We start from the raw sequence: 17603 nt of genomic DNA, 5'->3' as shown, positions 1-17603 counted from the left end.
GATGGGTCATGTCGTGTTTGAGAATGTATCGAAACGGTACATGCTCTATGCCCGACCGATCGACAAGCTAAAGGAAGTGTTGTTCGGTAAGGTGAATGGAAAATCGTTCTATGCTCTGAAGAACGTCTCCTTTTCTGTGGAAGAGGGAGAAATCGTCGGTGTCGTTGGCATCAACGGAAGTGGGAAATCGACACTATCGCATCTGCTTGCTAACGTGACACCACCGACGTACGGTCGGGTCACATTGGGTGGAAAGTCAGCATTGATTGCCATCTCTAGTGGATTGAATAGTCAACTGACAGGGCGAGATAACATTGAATTAAAAGGGCTAATGATGGGCTTGACGAAACGACAAATCGAGACGATTACTCCAGAAATTCTAGAGTTCGCTGATATCGGGGAGTTTATCGATCAGCCGGTCAAGACATATTCGAGCGGCATGCGAGCTCGGATTGGTTTTGCGATCTCGATTCATATTAATCCAGATATCTTGATCATCGACGAAGCACTCTCAGTCGGAGACCAAACGTTTACCGAAAAGTGCCTCGATAAGATGCGTGAATTCCGCGATCAAGGGAAAACGATTTTTTTCGTCAGTCATTCGCTCAGCCAGGTAAAGAGTTTCTGTACAAAAATCCTTTGGTTGGAATACGGGGAAGTACGTCTATTTGGTCCGACGAACGAAACGTTGGCTGAATACAATAAATATCTATATTGGTACAAACAGTTATCAAAAAAGCAAGCCTCCCATTACGTAGCTAAGAAACGAACGGAACGGATCGGTTCCGTGGATCAGCAAATGATGGGCGAGACGATTGAACAATCGTCATGAAATGAGATAGGGGATGAAGTAAATGAAACGTGTCATGCTTGTATTCGGAACACGACCAGAGGCGATCAAAATGGCGCCGGTCGTCAAAGCACTTGAAAATCGTCAGGACGTCGAACCAATCGTCGTCGTTACAGCACAACACCGAGAGATGCTCGATCAGGTCCTTGAACTATTCGAAATCACTCCGGACCATGACTTGGATTTGATGCGTCCGCGTCAGACGTTAGAGGAAATGACGGCGCGTATTTTAAACGCGATGCGTCGCGTCCTCGAAAAGGAACAGCCGGATCTCGTCCTTGTCCATGGGGATACGACGACGACGTTCGCTGCTTCTTTAGCGGCGTTCTATCAACAGATTCCAGTCGGTCATGTGGAAGCAGGACTACGGACATATGAAAAGTATGCGCCGTTCCCAGAAGAGATGAATCGTCAATTGACAGGTGTGTTGGCGGATTATCATTTTGCACCGACTGAACAGGCTGCAATGAATTTACGTGCTGAGAACAAGCAGACACCAATCATCGTAACCGGTAATACGGTCATCGATGCGTTGAAGACGACTGTATCACCGACATATACGCATCCTGTCCTATCGCGCCTAGAGAAGTCGGGACGAAAACTCGTTCTTTTGACGGTTCATCGCCGTGAGAATCATTTACAACTGGCAACGATTTTTGAGGCGATCGAACGGTTAGCAAATGATCATCCAGAAATCGAAATCGTCTATCCGGTTCATCCGAATCCGGTCGTACTAGAAGCGGCAGCTCGCTTGGAGCATCATCCGCGGATTCAATTGATCGAACCGCTTGATGTCTTTGACTTCCATAATCTTGCGGCTAGGGCATCCTTCATTCTGACCGACTCAGGTGGGATTCAAGAGGAAGCACCTTCGCTCGGTGTGCCTGTCCTTGTCTTACGGGAGACGACAGAGCGTCCAGAAGGGGTCGAAGCTGGAACGTTGAAGCTCGTCGGGACGAATCCAGAGATGATTTATACGATGAGTCATCAATTGTTGACGGATCAGGTGTTCTATCAATCGATGGCACAAGCGGCGAATCCTTATGGCGATGCACAAGCGGCGGAGCGAATCGTCGATGCCATCATGAGTGAGGTACCTGTATGAGTCAACGTATTCCTCCAGCGATTTATCAATTCTTTCCATTCGGAACGCAGGAAAAAATCTTGCTTGAGGATGCTACAGATGGTGTCTATTTTGATTTTCAAGAAGCGACGACAGACGACAAATTGTACATTCAGTTGTTTGATCAAGGATTTCAACATCCGCCTTCAAAGTTATACCGGTCAGACGCCACGATTACAGGAGATCTCATCGAGGTGACCTGTCATTTCGAAGTCGATGCACCATGTGTCGTTCAGTTATTCAAGATGCAATATGGACAGAAAAAACGGATGGGATCGGAAACGGAAACCGTCACATTGACGAATGCGACAGTCGTTCATATACAGATGAAACGAGTACCAGGAGCCAAGTATTTCAAGGTGGCATGGAAGTTCTTGCAAGAGGGGAGCTTCCGGGTCCATCTCCGGGACATTCAGATTGTGCAACATGTCACGGCAGGGGAGGAAGCGACGTATGCTATTTAGTTCGACGATATTCTTATTTCTGTTCTTACCGACTGTGTTGATCGTCTATTACCTACTCCCACGCAGCTTCCGAAATGGCTGGTTATTAGTGACGAGTCTATTCTTTTATGCATTCGGAGAACCGCGTTTTGCATTGCTGATGCTACTGAGCGTCACAATCAACTACTTCTTCGCCTTGTTCGTCGATCTGTATCGACACCGAATTGGCGTCAAATGGATCATGTTCAGCATGATCGTAGTCAATCTGGGGTTACTCGGCTGGTTCAAGTACAGCGGATTTTTTGTTCGTTCAGTCAACGAGACATTCGGATTAGGATGGTTCGTACCAGAAGTCGTCTTGCCACTCGGGATCTCGTTCTATACGTTTCATGCGATGAGTTATGTCATCGACATCTACAAAGGGAAGGAAGCGGTGCAAAAGAATCCGCTTGACCTCGCCCTTTATATCGCGTTCTTTCCCCAACTCGTCGCGGGTCCGATCGTTCGCTATAACACGATTGCGAGCCAAATCGAGTCACGAGAAGAGACGGTTTCCGATTTTGCCCGAGGGGTTCGTCGGTTTACGATCGGCTTAGCTAAAAAACTGATTCTTGCCAATGGATGTGGTCAGGTCGCGGATGCCATCTTCAATATGAAAGATCTTTCGATGGGGCTTGCTTGGATCGGCATCATCGCCTACGCCTTACAAATCTATTTCGATTTTTCGGGATACAGTGATATGGCGATTGGACTAGCTTTGATGTTCGGATTTCATTTTCTTGAGAATTTTAACTATCCCTACATTTCAAAGTCAGTTTCTGAATTTTGGCGTCGTTGGCATATTTCGCTTGGATCGTGGTTCCGGGATTATGTCTACATCCCGCTTGGTGGAAATCGTGTCTCACCATGGTTACAGTATCGCAACTTAGCAATTGTCTGGATGCTGACAGGTCTTTGGCATGGTGCGAGTTGGACGTTTGTCGCGTGGGGAGCGTATTACGGAATCTGGATCATGCTCGAGAAAGCATTTCTCGGGAAATGGTTGGAGAAAATGCCAGTCTTCTCGACCGTTTGGACACTCGTACTCGTGTTGGTCGGTTGGGTATTCTTCCGTTCCGAGACGTTCCCAGAAGCCGTTACTTACATTCAAGCGATGTTCGTACCAGATGTAATCTGGGATGAACGCGCGAGCTACCAGCTTGTCCAAAATGGTGTTCTATTGCTTGTCGCGTGTATCGCAGCGACACCGATTCCGAAAATCATCGGAGAGCGATTAGTCGTGTCACTCGGAAGAATTGGTACGACGATGCAGTATGGGTATGCGATGTTGCTACTATTTTTGGCGACATCAGCACTTGTTGCAAGTACGTTTAACCCATTCATCTATTTCCGCTTCTAAAAAGGAGGTCTACTGATGGCACAGCCACTTGAAACAGAAAATAAGCAGGGACAAAAACGGACGACTTCTTTTGAACGGATCATGATGTGGGTGACGACGATTAGTTTTTTACTCATCTTGTTAACGATTGGTATCGGAACGATCGTCCGAGAGGATCGTGTGCGTTCCCAGTTAGAAAACCGTACACTCGCACAATCGGTCAATCCGACGATCGAAGGAATCGCGACTGGAAAAGACATGCTGAAGATGGAGACGTATTTCACGGATCAACTACTTTTGCGGGGAACGTTCGTTGAGATGCAAGCGCTACTATCGAAGGATGTCTTCAGACAGCCATTTCGTAATGGAATCTATACAGCTAAAAATGGCTATATGATCGAACCGAGTGCCTCGACTCAAGTCCAGATTCCAAACGCGTTTCAGCAATTCGTGCAAGAAGTCGATCGACCCGTATATATGGCGCTAGCTCCATCGAAGACGGTCATTGCTGAACGCGATCAGTTGATCCCATCGTATGTTGCTTCGAATGCACGGACACGTTACGTAGGAATGATTCGTGACTTCAAGGCTGCCGGGATGACGAATTTGTCACTTGATCAATTAAAACTAACGGACTACTTCAAGACGGATCATCACTGGAATATCGACGGGGCAGCGTCAGCATACCAGACGATTACGAAGGGGATGGGCTTGCAACCGGTCACACCATCAAAAGCAGATCGTAAAGAGGATGAGCATGCCTATTATGGTTCATTAGCGCGAAAGACGACGCTTGCGTACGCGACGTCCGGTGATCAGTTAGCTTATTATGGGCCAGCATTCTTTAAAGGGATCGATGTCTGTTACGACGGGGCATGCGATCGCCCAGTCATTGATGAATCCTTCGTTCAGCAGGAGGGAGATTACGTCGATCGGTATGAAGTATTCTTGCGCGGGAATCACGGCATCATGTCGATGAAGGAGCAGACGAAGAATGATCGCCCAACGATTCTCGTCTTAAAGGATTCATTCGCGAATCCCGTCTTACCGTTCCTTGCTAAAAGTGCCAATCTGGAAGTCGTCGACGTTCGTTATGTGCCAAAATCATTCGACGTCTCGCAGTTCGCTAAACAAAAACAAGTCGACTCCGTATTGTTCCTGCATAATTCGAACATTGCTGGATTGATGAAGACGTATGAAAACACACTATGAAGGAGTTCATGACATGAGATCCCGAATGGCGAAAAGAAAACCACGCCTTGTTTGGCGCGTATTGAGTGCGCTCCTACTAGGGTTCGTTCTGATTGCTAGTACATCAGCTGGTTTAGCTTTTTTAAAAGTGAAGCAAACGGCAGACGCGTTCTTAACACCGTTAGATGGAGAGCGGCCGAAACCACTCGAATCGATGAAGCCGGTCAATGTCTTATTACTGGGCGTGGATGAACGGAAAAACGATAAAGGACGTGCCGATGCCATCATGCTTCTTTCATTCAATCCAAAAACAAGACAAGCGACTTCCCTGTCCATTCCAAGAGATATGCAGGTAACCGTGCCGTCTGGCGAAAAGACTAAAATCAATCATACCTATGCCTATGGGGGGGTGAAAGAGACAGTCGAGACGGTGGAGCAGACGTTTGAGACCGATATTCCTTATTATGCGAAAATCAACATGGATGGATTGATTGAGTTGGTCGATGCTGTTGGGGGTGTCACGGTCGACAATCCATCTGCCTTCAGTTGGAACGACCGTCGTCTTCAAAAGGAGTATGAGAAAGGGAAAATTCATCTGACGGGTCTTGAAGCGAGTGGTTACGCTCGGATGCGAAAGCAAGATCCACTCGGCGATATGGGACGACAAATTCGTCAGCGTCAAGTGCTAGAAGCCGTCGGAATGAAGCTTGCTGGACCACAGTTGTTGACGCAACTCGAAAAGATTACGGACGTCATGAAAAACAACTTTACGACGAATATTGGACTCGATGTCGCAGCGCAACTAGCGCAGGAAAATCAGCGGGGGTTCGAACAATTAAAGCCGCTGAAAATCGAGGGAGAAGGATATATCGCAAGTGATGGTGTCTGGTATTTCTTTGCATCGGACGAATCAATGGAACAGACGAAGCAGACAATCGCTAAACTTCTTGCACGATCGTAAGCTATAACTAGTAGTACCATCAGACAAATCAGGATGAGCGTCTCTAGCACATGATTGTGGAGACGCTTTTTTTCTGTCTTCCTCTGATGTAACTCCCCATTCTTTTTGAAAAAAAGTGCTTGGTTCAAAAGTCTTATTTTCGACCAAACCGATGAAATAGGCTTTGACAGGACTTGTAAACGGATGCAAAATGAAAACGATTACATACCAAAAGGAGATGGCTACCGTATGAAACGCATGAGATTCGTTTGTATCGTTGCGCTAACGTTTGCACTGATATTTAGTGGACTCTCTTTATCTGGTCAAGCACTGGAAAAAGGGAAGTCGACATTGGTCATCATTCACTACAAGGCAGACCCGAATGCCACGAAGGATTGGAATCTGTGGTTATGGGCAAATGGACCGGATTATTTTCCGAATAAAGCTCATGCTTTTAACGGCGAGGATGCTTACGGAAAAATCGCAGCTTATGAATTCCCAGTTGATCAGCCGGAAAAAATCGGCTTTATCGTTCGAGATGATAACTGGAACAAAGATGGGGGATCTGAGAATGATCGCTTCATTACGAAAGACATGATTAAAAATGGTGTTGCTGAAATCTGGATCGAGTCGGGAAGTAAGAACATCTCGACAGTCAATCCAAGCAATGGAGCAGATGTCGAAAATATCGACACGAACATCCACTATTACCGGTATGACAATGATTATGAAAAGTATGGCGTTTGGTCTTGGCCGGAAGAGCAAGATGGCAAGCGATTCGAGTTTGACAAGCAAGATGAGTTCGGTGCCGTTGCCAAGGTAACACTCGATAATCCGACGAAAGCACGTCTTGCAGGCGTTATTCCTCATCTTGAAGGATGGTCGGAAAAAGACGGAGCTGATCGTTTCTTTTATGCAGGGGCGAAAGACATCTGGTTGATTGAAGGGGATCAGACGGTATACTACAGCAAACCGGAAATCGATCGCACACCGAAAATCACAAGCTTTTTAGCAGATGACTTCCGGACGATGACATTGAAAACGAATGCACCGTTGACGGAAGAAGACGTAAAGGCATTTACGTTTGAAGGCGTGACGAATCCAGCCGTGTCAGCAATCGATGCCAAAACGGTAAAAGTCGAAGTCATTTCAGATATCGATTTAGCAAAAGTCGTCCGAGCGTCTCATCCTGTTTTTGGAGAAGCAGTCCTTGAAGCGGGTAAAGTGCTCCGTTCGAAAGCATTCGACCAAAAGTATGCCTACGATGGAAAACTCGGTGTCGACTATCAAAAGTCAAAGACGACGTTTAAAGTTTGGGCACCGACAGCACAAGCGGTCGAGCTCGAATTGTATCGCTTACCAAAGCAACAAGCTGCTACGACAAAAGATATCACGCGCGAAATCAAGATGGAACGAACGGATCGTGGTGTGTATCAAGTGACGGTCAAGGGCGATCTTGACGGTGTCGGATACACATACGAAGTCAAACATGCCAAAGAATCGACGCGTGCGGTTGATCCGTATGCGACAGCAGTCGCCGTCAATGGCGACCAAGGTGTCGTCGTCGACTTACGCGAGACGGATCCAAAACGCTGGACAAATGGAAAAATGCCACTTCGCCATGCGACAGATGCGATCATCTATGAATCACACGTCCGTGATTTATCGATGTTTGATGTGACGAACTCGGGTTACGATTCAGGTATCAAACAAAAAGGGAAGTATCTCGGCGTCATCGAGCCAGGTACACGTTTAACGAAGGATGGTAAGAAAACGAAGACGAAGACGGGACTTGATCATCTGAAGGAACTTGGCATCACGCACGTTCAGTTCATTCCAGTCTATGATTTCAACACAGCTTCCGTCGATGAGACGAACCCGCTTAAATCGTATAACTGGGGTTATGATCCAAAGAACTATAACGCACCAGAAGGATCGTATGCGACAAACCCCTATGATCCAAAAGTCCGAATCAAGGAAATGAAGCAGATGATTCAAGGGCTACATGACAATGGACTTCGTGCTGTCATGGATGTCGTCTACAACCACATGTTTGACGCAAAGGCATCAAACCTTGATAAAATCGTTCCTGGTTATTACTACCGTTATACAGAAGGCGGCGATTTAGCGAACGGAACGGGTGTCGGAAACGATACAGCGTCTGAGCGTCAAATGATGCACAAATTGATCGTTGATTCTGTCTCTTACTGGGCGAAAGAATACCACTGGGACGGATTCCGATTTGACTTAATGGGCATTCATGACGTCAAGACGATGAATGCTGTCAAACAGGCGACAAAACGAATTGATCCGTCGATTCTCGTATTCGGAGAAGGGTGGAGCCTTGGAACACCGCTTCCAGATTCAGAGAAGGCCAACCAAACGAATACAAAACAAATGCCAGGAATCGGACATTTCAATGACAACCTACGCGATGCGCTCAAAGGTAGCGTCTTCATCGATTCAGATGCTGGTTTCATTAACGGAGCAACGGGTCTTGAAACGCGCATCAAACGCGGAATCGTCGGAGAGATTGCTTATGACAAAGAGATTCAAGGATTTACGCAAGAACCAGATCAAGCGATCACTTACGTTGAAGCACATGATAACCATACGCTCTGGGATAAGTTGAAGCTGACGAATCCACAAGACAATGACGCAACGAAGACAAAGATGCATCGTCTAGCTTCAAGTATCTTGTTGACGTCTCAAGGAACAACGTTCATCCATGCAGGACAGGATTTCATGCGGACGAAGGGCGGCGACCATAACTCATATAAATCACCGGATTCTGTCAACCAGCTCGACTGGAAACGGAAGATGGACCGTCAACAAGACGTTGATTATATGACAGGATTGATCGAGTTACGCAAAAAGAATCCAGTACTTCATTTAGCAACAGCAAAAGACATTCGTCGTTACCTGACGTTTGAAGCAGCACCGGCTCAAGTCATCGCGTATCGACTAGATGATGCTGCGCCGAAACAAAAAGAGGATCTCTATGTCATTCACAATGCAAATCGAAAAGCAGTCGACTTGAAGTTACCAAAAGGAAAATGGAAGCTGCTTGTAGACGGTAAACAAGCAGGAACCAAAGCAATCCGTAACGTATCAGGTGCGGTTCGTGTCGAAGGACTTAGCTCATTCGTCTTATCAAAATAAGTGAACAAATAAGAAAGGACGTTCCGCCGGTTGGCGGAACGTCCTTTTCGTCAGTCGAGAAACATGCAATCAAGCGTAACGCTCATCCGTTTCTTCGTTCTCTTCTTCTTTCAGATTACCTTCTTCCGATTTCGCGACGATGACGGCACATGCTGCGTCACCAGTGATGTTGACGGCTGTCCGCATCATATCAAGAAGACGATCGACACCGATGATTAAAGCGATCCCTTCGACCGGTAGATTGACCGATTGAAGAACCATCGTCAACATGACGAGACCGACACCTGGTACACCAGCTGTACCGACCGATGCAAGAACAGCTGTCAGGACGACCGTCGCAAGTTGACCTGGCGTCAAATCAACAGCGTAGACTTGCGCGATGAAGACAGTCGCGACACCTTGCATGATTGCTGTTCCATCCATGTTGATCGTCGCACCGAGAGGCTGGACGAAACTTGAGACGGAGCGCGGAACCTTCAACTCTTTTTGAGCCGTTTGCATCGCAACAGGGAGTGTTGCGTTCGACGAAGACGTCGAGAAAGCGAACAGCATGACAGGTGCGAACTTCTTAAAGAAGAAGAACGGGTTCATCTTCCCAAGAAGTGAAACAGTCGAACCATACGTCAATACGGAATGGACGAATAGTGACAAGATGACGACACCCATATAAAGTCCCATTGCTTTTAGCGAATCCCACCCTTGAGAACCGACGGCTGATGCGATCAAAGCAAATGCTCCAAGCGGTGCCATTTTCATGACGAGCGTGATCAAGTACGTCATTAAATCATTACCCTGCTCGATGAACGTCCGTAGTGTCGAGACTTTTTGACCGAGGAACGTGATCCCAAAACCGATAAAGACACTGAAGACGATGATTTGTAGCATATTTCCTTCCGCCATCGACGTGATCGGGTTCGTCGGGAACATACCAACGATTGTGTTGATTATGCTCGTATCTGGTAGATTTCCGTTATCATATTCCAGACCTTGCGTCTCGAAGTTACCAAACGTACCCGGTTTGATCAGTAATGACAAACCGAGAGCAATGACAATTGCGACAGCTGTCGTCGTCATGAAATAAGTGATGGCTTTACCACCAACACGACCAAGCTCTTTTGGATTTCCAAGTCCCATGACGCCAAGGGCGATTGAGAAGAAGACGATCGGTACGACGAGCATCTTAATTAAGTTCAGGAAGATCGTTCCGATGGGTTGTAAAGCATATTTATTCAATCCCTCATAAATCGACTTGTCCGGTAAGGAAGCGAGGACGATTCCGAGAATCACCCCGAGAATCAATCCCCAAATGATGCGCTTTGCTTCTTTCATAAGTAATGTCACACTCCTTTATTTGATAATTGTCTATATTTTGACACATCATCACCCTTTTTGACAAAACATTTTAAAAAATAGATGATAACGCTTACAAAAAAGTTTCTGGATTTTGATGCAGGAATGACTAGATTTTGTTGTCAAACGGATGCAACCATGAGAGGATAGATAAGAACAAAAAGGAACAGCGTAGGGTACAGAAAAGTCGCTAGAATCAACTGTTGACCAAATTGTATATTCCTACTATAATGTTGTATGACGTGTCTGACACGTTTCCTTTAGTCGGTAATATCGGAGGGAGGGAAAACTAGTGGAAACTCGTGTACGTAAAAATGAATCACTTGAAGACGCACTTCGTCGCTTCAAACGTGGTGTTTCAAAAGATGGTACGCTTGCAGAAGTTCGTAAACGTAAACACTACGAAAAGCCAAGTGTAAAACGTAAGCTTAAATCGGAGGCTGCGCGTAAGCGTAAGAAGTTCTAACGTTAGAGAGGGTGTATCCTCATGAGTCTTCAGGAGCGTTTGACAGCGGATATGAAAGAAGCCATGCGTCTACGTGAAAAAGATCGTCTTACGACGATTCGGATGGTGAAATCATCGCTGCAAAATGAAACGATCAAACTCGGTAAGCAAGAATTGACAGACGAGGAAGAATTAACAATTCTTTCACGTGAAATGAAGCAGCGCAACGACTCCCTCCGAGAATTCGAAAGCGCTGGTCGTCACGATCTCGTCGAGAAAATTCAAGCAGAGATTGTCGTGCTCGAAGCTTATATGCCAAAACAGCTTTCCGAGGAAGAAGTACAGGAAATCGTCGACGCAGCTATTGCGCAGACGGGTGCCTCTGCTCCTTCAGATATGGGGAAAGTAATGGGTATCGTCATGCCACAGCTTAAAGGCAAGGCAGACGGTGCGTTAATTAATCGACTCGTCAAACAACGGCTCGCTTAATACATGAAAAAGGTGTCCTTCGGGGCACCTTTTTTGTCGTTCCTGTCACAATTAAAAGTTTCTTAATGAATTCAGAATAGTCATGAAACCTTTTTGTTTTGAAAGCGTATATAATTATAGTAACGAATCAAAGTGCAAAAGAAGCAGCTTCTGACACGAATGAAAAGGGGTGAACGTACGCATGACGTTTAGCTTAGGAATGATTTTGGCGGTCTTCATGATTGGGGTCCTCATGTTACTGGTCGAAATATTCGTCACAGGGTTCGGAATCTTTGGAGTCCTCGGAATCGGTGCGGTCCTTGCTAGTCTGATCATGGCAGGCGCTACAGTTGGTCAAGTAGGTATCGCAATCGGACTTGCTGTATTTCTATCGCTTGCGGCCGGATACTGGGCGTATCGCAGAATTAAATCAAATCAGTCGTTACTATGGCGCGGTTTGATTTTGACGGATTCGACATCGTCTGAAAAAGGCTATCTCTCCCATCAAGACAAAGTACAACTGTTAGGACAAGAAGGAGTCAGTTTGACGCCTCTTCGTCCATCAGGAACGATTGAAATCGATGGGAATCGAATTGATGCCGTAACGGAAGGGACCTTCATTCAAGCGGGGGAAACAATCGTCGTAAAAGAAGTGACGCATGGACGCGTCATTGTTAGAGTCCAACATACGAAGGAGGAGTCCCACACATGACACCTGAACTATTGACCGTATTACTCATATCTGGAGGAATTTTAATTTTCCTCGCCATCTTCTTCACGCTCGTTCCGATCCCACTTTGGATCAGCTCGCTCGCAGCAGGCGTACGTGTATCGATCTTTACATTAGTCGGGATGCGACTACGTCGAGTGACACCATCTAAAATCGTCAATCCGTTGATTAAGGCAGTTAAAGCGGGATTGAACTTGAATACGAATCAACTGGAAAGTCACTTCCTTGCCGGTGGTAACGTTGACCGCGTCGTCAATGCCTTGATTGCAGCACACCGTGCGAATATCGAGTTGAGCTTCGAACGCGCAGCAGCGATTGATCTTGCTGGTCGTAACGTTCTGGAAGCTGTTCAAATGTCGGTTAACCCGAAAGTCATCGAAACACCATTTATCGCCGGTGTGGCAATGAACGGGATTGAAGTAAAAGCGAAAGCCCGGATCACGGTACGTGCGAACATTGATCGTCTCGTCGGTGGTGCTGGGGAAGAAACGGTCATCGCACGTGTTGGTGAGGGTGTCATCTCAACCATTGGTTCGTGTAATGACCAAAAAGAAGTACTTGAGAATCCAGAGATGATCTCACGGACGGTTCTTGCGAAAGGACTCGATTCGGGTACGGCGTTCGAGATTCTCTCGATTGATATCGCGGACATTGATATCGGTAAGAATATTGGTGCGGTTCTGCAGACGGATCAAGCAGAAGCAGATAAGAACATTGCGCAAGCAAAAGCGGAAGAACGTCGCGCAATGGCGATCGCAAGTGAACAAGAGATGAAATCACGTGTTGAAGAGATGCGTGCGAAGGTTGTCGCTGCTGAAGCGGAAGTGCCGCTTGCGATCGCTGAAGCGATGCGTGACGGTAACTTTGGCGTCATGGATTATGCAAACTACTTGAACGTGACGGCAGATACGAAAATGCGTCAAGCAATCGGTGGGCAATCATCACCAAATGACTCACAATAAAGGGTGAGACGGTATGGATATCATATGGGTCGGATTGATGATCGCATTCGGTGTCATCTCCGTCATCTCAAAAGCAGCGGATAAAAAACCGAAGCAGACGAACCGGACACCTTCAAAGGAGTTCGGCGACTATGTGAAACAAATAACCGAACAGGTCGATACGGCGCGACAAGAGATGGTACCTCCACCTGTCGTTCGTAAAAAAGCACCCGCGAAGAAACAACCGGGGGTAACGCAAACAAAAGCGCGACCCGTTCATGAACGAACGGAATTGCAACAACGTTTGGACCAGCGTCAGAAACAACATTCGAAAAAAGGGATGTCCTCTTCGACGATCGGTGAAATCAAAGATAGCGTCGCAGACGGTGCTATTGGAACGTCGAGTCGTTCAGCATCAGCGACGAGACTCTCACAGGATGAAATGCGTCGTGCCATCGTCTGGAGTGAGGTTCTGGGTGCACCCGTTTCAAAACGAAAACGATGATGATTAGACAGTGAGTCGATCCTACGAAACGCGTAGGATCGACTCTTTTTATTTCCCAAAAGGTGGGAACGGGTTTTTCTTTCCATCTTTTCGGCGGAAGTGCTAAAGTGGAAGAGATTAGATATGAAGCGATGACAACTTGTTATCCATGACTAGGAGGCCATTCACAACGTGATATTCAACGAAAGAATCCCATTTGCATTTTCGAATTCAGAACAGATTCAAGCATTCGTCGGTCCGAATGATGCAGTCTTACGTACGATGGAAGCAGAACTTGACGTTCAGCTTACGCATCGAGGAGATGAGCTGTTGGCACAATCCGAACAGGAGCAGTCTGTAATCTTAGCAGGACAGGTCGTAGGCGTCTTGAAACAACTTGTGAATCGTGGAGCTGTTTTGACGGAGCGTGACGCGACGAGCGCCATTCAACTGGCACGTCAAGATCGGGTGGATGAACTACTGGAACTTTACGATACGGTCATTCATACGAATCATAAAGGAAAACCACTTCGTGCAAAGACACTCGGTCAAGCACGTTACGTTCGGGGAATCGACCGCTGTGATTTGACATTTGGTATTGGACCAGCGGGAACCGGAAAAACGTATCTTGCTGTCGTGATGGCGGCAAAAGCGTTAAAGGAAGGTCACGTCAAACGACTTGTCCTGACGCGTCCAGCAGTAGAAGCAGGAGAAAATCTAGGATTCCTTCCAGGGGATCTGAAAGAAAAAGTCGATCCCTATCTACGTCCTCTATACGATGCGCTACATGACGTACTTGGTGTCGAACATACGGCTCGTCTGCTTGAGCGTGGCGTCATCGAGATCGCGCCGCTCGCTTACATGCGTGGACGGACACTTGAACATGCCTTCGTAATTCTTGATGAAGCGCAAAATACGACACGTGAACAAATGAAGATGTTCTTGACGCGTCTCGGATTCCATTCGAAGATGATCGTCACAGGCGATTTGACACAAGTCGATCTTCCGCGAGGAAAAACGTCTGGTCTACAAGAAGCGTTACATTTGCTCGGCAATGTCAAAGGGATTCATTTTGAGCACTTTGGCTCAGCGGATGTCGTGCGTCACCCACTTGTCCGAAAAATCGTTGATGCTTATAGTCAGGATTTGACCTAAGCCGTTACGAAAATAGATGGAAAAGGGGGAGATGATATGCGCAAGGTTGGGGTCTGGGTCGGGCTTTTGACAGTAGTATTCTATCTCGTCGTATCGACGATGATGTATGTCAGTGTTCGGCCAGAAGCCTTGTCCGCAGAACCATTCTCAATTGCAGAAGAAGATATCCGGTCACCCTTGACGATGGAGGACCGGGTTGCAACAAATCAAATCAAGGAAAATTCGGTTGCTGCAATCGAGAGTCAGTATACGATCAAACAAGAGTATGCAGCACAACAAATTGATAAAGTCGAACAACTTTTTGCGAGTTTGTCTGGTATCAAAAAAACAAATGAGATCGGTAAAATCAAACAGCGTCTGCGTGGAACGGAGGCGGCAACTCTTTTGAAGGATGATGAGTTACGCTTGCTTGTGACGTCGACGACAGCACTACGGAATACGACACGTGACGTCGTCATCACCGCGATTGAAGAAGCGATGCGTCAACGTATCTCGTCTGATGGTGGTGAAGTAGCGGAGGCACGTGAGAATGCGCGAACGGATATTGAACGTTCGCCACTGTCCTTTTCACTAAAAGCAGTCGCTAAAGCGATGACCGATCAACTGATCGTGACGAACTACGTCTATGATCCGGAAAAGACGGAACAGCTTCGTAAGCAGACGAGTGATAAAGTTGAACCAGTCATCATTTCAGAAGGCGAAGTGATCGTTAAACGAGGCGAAGTGATTTCACAAGATGCCTATCGTCAGCTACAATTAGTCGGCTTGATTTCTGATCGACAGTCGTTGAAACCGTTACTCGGGGCGATGCTTGTCAGTGCGTTGATGACTGCCTTTTTATTTGGATTCATTCACCGTTCAAAACTGCGATACGCTCAAATGGGGCGGATTCGATTATTCGGGCTTGTCTACCTCGTCGTCAGTCTACAATTACTCGTCATGTATGGTATGGCGTTCTTAGCAGACGACATCAATCCAGCATTTTACTTACTCACGCCGACCGCTTTTGCTGCGCTCGTCTTGCGCAATTTATTGAACGAACGGATTGCATTATCGAGTTCTCTGTTTACGGCGCTTGCCGGAACGTTCTTCTATAGTACGAACCAGAACTTCAGCTTCAATATCGCAATCTATTTATTGGTCGGTGGTTTAGTCGCAACGTTTTTCCTGCGCTCTAGTTTGTCACGACGTCGTATTTTCATGAGCAGTGTTTCGATTGCCGGAGCAAACATCGCGATTTTCTTAGCATTCGTCCTGTTACGAAGTGGTACGTTCGAACTACGAGAAACGCTGATTTTAATCGGTTTTGCGATTGCGAGTGGTATCTTGAGTGCCGTCCTAGCAATTGGACTATTGCCGTTTCTTGAAATGACGTTCGGTATTTTAGCACCGACCCGTCTACTCGAACTGTTGAACCCGACGCATCCGTTACTCAAAAAACTATTAGTTGAAGCACCGGGAACGTACCATCATAGTATGATGGTCGCGAACCTAGCAGAAACAGCCTGTGAAGCAATCGGAGCAGATGGCTTGCTTGCACGAGTCGGCGCCTACTATCATGATTTAGGGAAAACGCGACGACCGCTTTATTTCATTGAGAACCAGCATGGACGCAATCCCCATGATCGATTGACACCGGAAGAGTCGGCACGTGTCATCTTGGCACATACCGAGGATGGTGTTGAATTACTCGAAGACGCAAAACTGCCTGCAGCGATCATCGATATTTGCCGCCAGCATCATGGAACCTCTCTGCTGAGATACTTTTATGTCAAGGCAGCAGAACAAGGTGAGGTCGATGAGGAGACGTTCCGTTACACGGGTCCGAAACCACAAACTCGTGAAGCGGCGGTCATCATGATCGTTGACTCGATTGAAGCGGCAGTTCGTTCGATGAAAGCTCCTTCAGAAGAAGGAATTCGGGACTTGGTCGCGAAAATCATTCGTGAAAAGATGATGGATGATCAATTTGCGGAATGTGACATTACGACACGTGAGATTTATCGCGTTGGTGAAAGTGCGTGTCATACCTTATCCGGTTTGTTCCATGAACGAATCGAGTATCCAGAATTAAAGAAAGAGGCAACGACATGAATATTTATATGACAGACGAAAATAATCGTCTAACGGAAGAACAACGACAGCTTGTCGAATCGATTTTGATTTACACGGCGGAACAAGAAGAAGTCGATTCAAATAGTGAGTTGTCCGTGACTTTCGTCTCAAACGATGAGATTCAAGAAATCAATCGTGAATGGCGTGGAAAGGATCAGGCGACAGACGTCATTTCCTTTGCGATGGAAGAACTCGGAGAAGATGAAATCGATTTTGGATTGCTCGAAGACGAACCAATCGTCCTCGGCGATTTGATCATTTCCGTAGAACGGTGTCGTGAACAAGCGGCAGAGTATGGGAATCATTTTGAGCGAGAGCTCGGTTTCCTCGCTGTCCATGGTTTTCTCCATTTACTTGGATACGATCACATTGAAAAAGCAGATGAGGAAGTCATGACGAAGCGACAGGAGGAAATCCTGCATCACTTCGAGTTATATCGGGGCACATTGTGAAAAGCTGGTGGCAACCGTTTCGGCATGCCATGAACGGATTGTGCCAATCGATTCGAGAAGAACGGCATATGAAAGTTCACGTGACAGTTGGTGCCATCGTGTTACTTGTCGCTTTTCTATTACCATTGACGTCTGTCGAGCGAGCGATCCTCTTCTTGACGGTCGGGATCGTCATCAGTGCCGAGATGTTCAATACAGCGTTTGAGCGCGTCGTTGATCTCGTGACGCAGGAATGGCATCCGCTGGCAAAAGCAGTCAAGGATATTGCAAGTGGAGCTGTTCTCGTGTTGGCGCTTACATCTATTGCAATTGCACTATGCATCTTCATCCCATATTTGGTACAATAAGAATCCGGCCTTTTTGGCCAATACCGTTC

16 protein-coding genes and 1 pseudogene are annotated in these 17603 nt (G+C 46.7%); 16 read left to right on the top strand and 1 reads right to left on the bottom strand.

Annotated features, from left to right (window positions below; genetic code table 11):
* Window position 1 precedes the first annotated feature (1 nt).
* From tagH to pulA, 7 genes and pseudogenes are all read left to right on the top strand, one after another.
* Window positions 2-742 (top strand): annotated as a pseudogene (tagH, locus tag ASF99_RS03230) (teichoic acids export ABC transporter ATP-binding subunit TagH); the annotation flags it as partial.
* A gap of 112 nt (window positions 743-854) precedes the next feature.
* Window positions 855-1955: a non-hydrolyzing UDP-N-acetylglucosamine 2-epimerase gene (gene wecB / locus ASF99_RS03225; RefSeq protein WP_055966936.1), complete on the top strand. Its 1101-nt coding sequence runs from the start codon at window positions 855-857 to the stop codon at window positions 1953-1955.
* Window positions 1952-2437 carry a hypothetical protein gene (locus ASF99_RS03220; protein WP_055966933.1) on the top strand — a complete coding sequence of 162 codons (486 nt, stop codon included), beginning with the start codon at window positions 1952-1954 and terminating at the stop codon, window positions 2435-2437. The genes wecB and ASF99_RS03220 overlap by 4 nt, the downstream gene beginning before the upstream one ends.
* Window positions 2427-3815, top strand: a complete 1389-nt coding sequence (locus ASF99_RS03215) for an MBOAT family O-acyltransferase (RefSeq protein WP_023467476.1) — start codon at window positions 2427-2429, stop codon at window positions 3813-3815. The genes ASF99_RS03220 and ASF99_RS03215 overlap by 11 nt, the downstream gene beginning before the upstream one ends.
* A gap of 15 nt (window positions 3816-3830) precedes the next feature.
* Entirely contained in the window at window positions 3831-5006 is a 1176-nt protein-coding gene (locus ASF99_RS03210; protein ID WP_055966931.1) for a DHHW family protein, read from the top strand.
* Window positions 5007-5019: 13 nt separating this feature from the next.
* A complete protein-coding gene (locus ASF99_RS03205; protein WP_023467480.1) occupies window positions 5020-5946 on the top strand; it encodes an LCP family protein in 927 nt (308 codons plus the stop codon).
* Between the two features lie 228 nt (window positions 5947-6174).
* Window positions 6175-9087, top strand: coding sequence for a type I pullulanase (pulA, locus tag ASF99_RS03200; protein WP_055966929.1), 2913 nt, complete (start codon window positions 6175-6177; stop codon window positions 9085-9087).
* A gap of 69 nt (window positions 9088-9156) precedes the next feature.
* On the opposite strand, the gene ASF99_RS03195 is transcribed toward pulA, so the two are convergent.
* On the bottom strand, window positions 9157-10416 hold the full coding sequence (locus ASF99_RS03195) for a dicarboxylate/amino acid:cation symporter (protein WP_055966926.1): 1260 nt from the start codon (window positions 10414-10416) through the stop codon (window positions 9157-9159).
* Between the two features lie 313 nt (window positions 10417-10729).
* On the opposite strand from ASF99_RS03195, the gene rpsU reads away from it, so the two are divergent.
* From rpsU to ASF99_RS03150, 9 genes are all read left to right on the top strand, one after another.
* Entirely contained in the window at window positions 10730-10903 is a 174-nt protein-coding gene (gene rpsU, locus ASF99_RS03190) for a 30S ribosomal protein S21 (RefSeq protein ID WP_012369719.1), read from the top strand.
* A gap of 21 nt (window positions 10904-10924) precedes the next feature.
* The gene (locus ASF99_RS03185; RefSeq protein WP_023467485.1) at window positions 10925-11371 is read left to right on the top strand and encodes a GatB/YqeY domain-containing protein; all 447 of its coding nucleotides are present in this window, start codon (window positions 10925-10927) and stop codon (window positions 11369-11371) included.
* A gap of 181 nt (window positions 11372-11552) precedes the next feature.
* Window positions 11553-12062, top strand: a complete 510-nt coding sequence (locus tag ASF99_RS03180) for an NfeD family protein (protein ID WP_023467487.1) — start codon at window positions 11553-11555, stop codon at window positions 12060-12062.
* Window positions 12059-13042 carry a flotillin-like protein FloA gene (gene floA / locus ASF99_RS03175; protein ID WP_023467489.1) on the top strand — a complete coding sequence of 328 codons (984 nt, stop codon included), beginning with the start codon at window positions 12059-12061 and terminating at the stop codon, window positions 13040-13042. The genes ASF99_RS03180 and floA overlap by 4 nt, the downstream gene beginning before the upstream one ends.
* Before the next feature lie 13 nt (window positions 13043-13055).
* Window positions 13056-13526 carry a hypothetical protein gene (locus ASF99_RS03170; protein ID WP_023467490.1) on the top strand — a complete coding sequence of 157 codons (471 nt, stop codon included), beginning with the start codon at window positions 13056-13058 and terminating at the stop codon, window positions 13524-13526.
* Between the two features lie 171 nt (window positions 13527-13697).
* Window positions 13698-14660 (top strand): PhoH family protein, encoded by a 963-nt coding sequence (locus ASF99_RS03165; protein ID WP_023467492.1) that lies wholly within the window; start codon window positions 13698-13700, stop codon window positions 14658-14660.
* A 36-nt stretch (window positions 14661-14696) separates the two neighbouring features.
* The gene (locus ASF99_RS03160; RefSeq protein ID WP_055966923.1) at window positions 14697-16754 is read left to right on the top strand and encodes an HD family phosphohydrolase; all 2058 of its coding nucleotides are present in this window, start codon (window positions 14697-14699) and stop codon (window positions 16752-16754) included.
* Window positions 16751-17227, top strand: a complete 477-nt coding sequence (ybeY, locus tag ASF99_RS03155) for an rRNA maturation RNase YbeY (protein WP_029341033.1) — start codon at window positions 16751-16753, stop codon at window positions 17225-17227. Before ASF99_RS03160 ends, ybeY begins: the two co-directional genes overlap by 4 nt.
* Window positions 17224-17574 (top strand): diacylglycerol kinase, encoded by a 351-nt coding sequence (locus ASF99_RS03150; protein ID WP_023467497.1) that lies wholly within the window; start codon window positions 17224-17226, stop codon window positions 17572-17574. The genes ybeY and ASF99_RS03150 overlap by 4 nt, the downstream gene beginning before the upstream one ends.
* Window positions 17575-17603 lie beyond the last annotated feature (29 nt).

The sequence above is a fragment of the Exiguobacterium sp. Leaf187 genome, from assembly GCF_001423925.1.
Lineage (GTDB): Bacteria > Bacillota > Bacilli > Exiguobacteriales > Exiguobacteriaceae > Exiguobacterium_A > Exiguobacterium_A indicum.
Note: the sequence above shows the minus strand (reverse complement) of the source record. Positions and strands in the feature narration are given on the sequence as shown.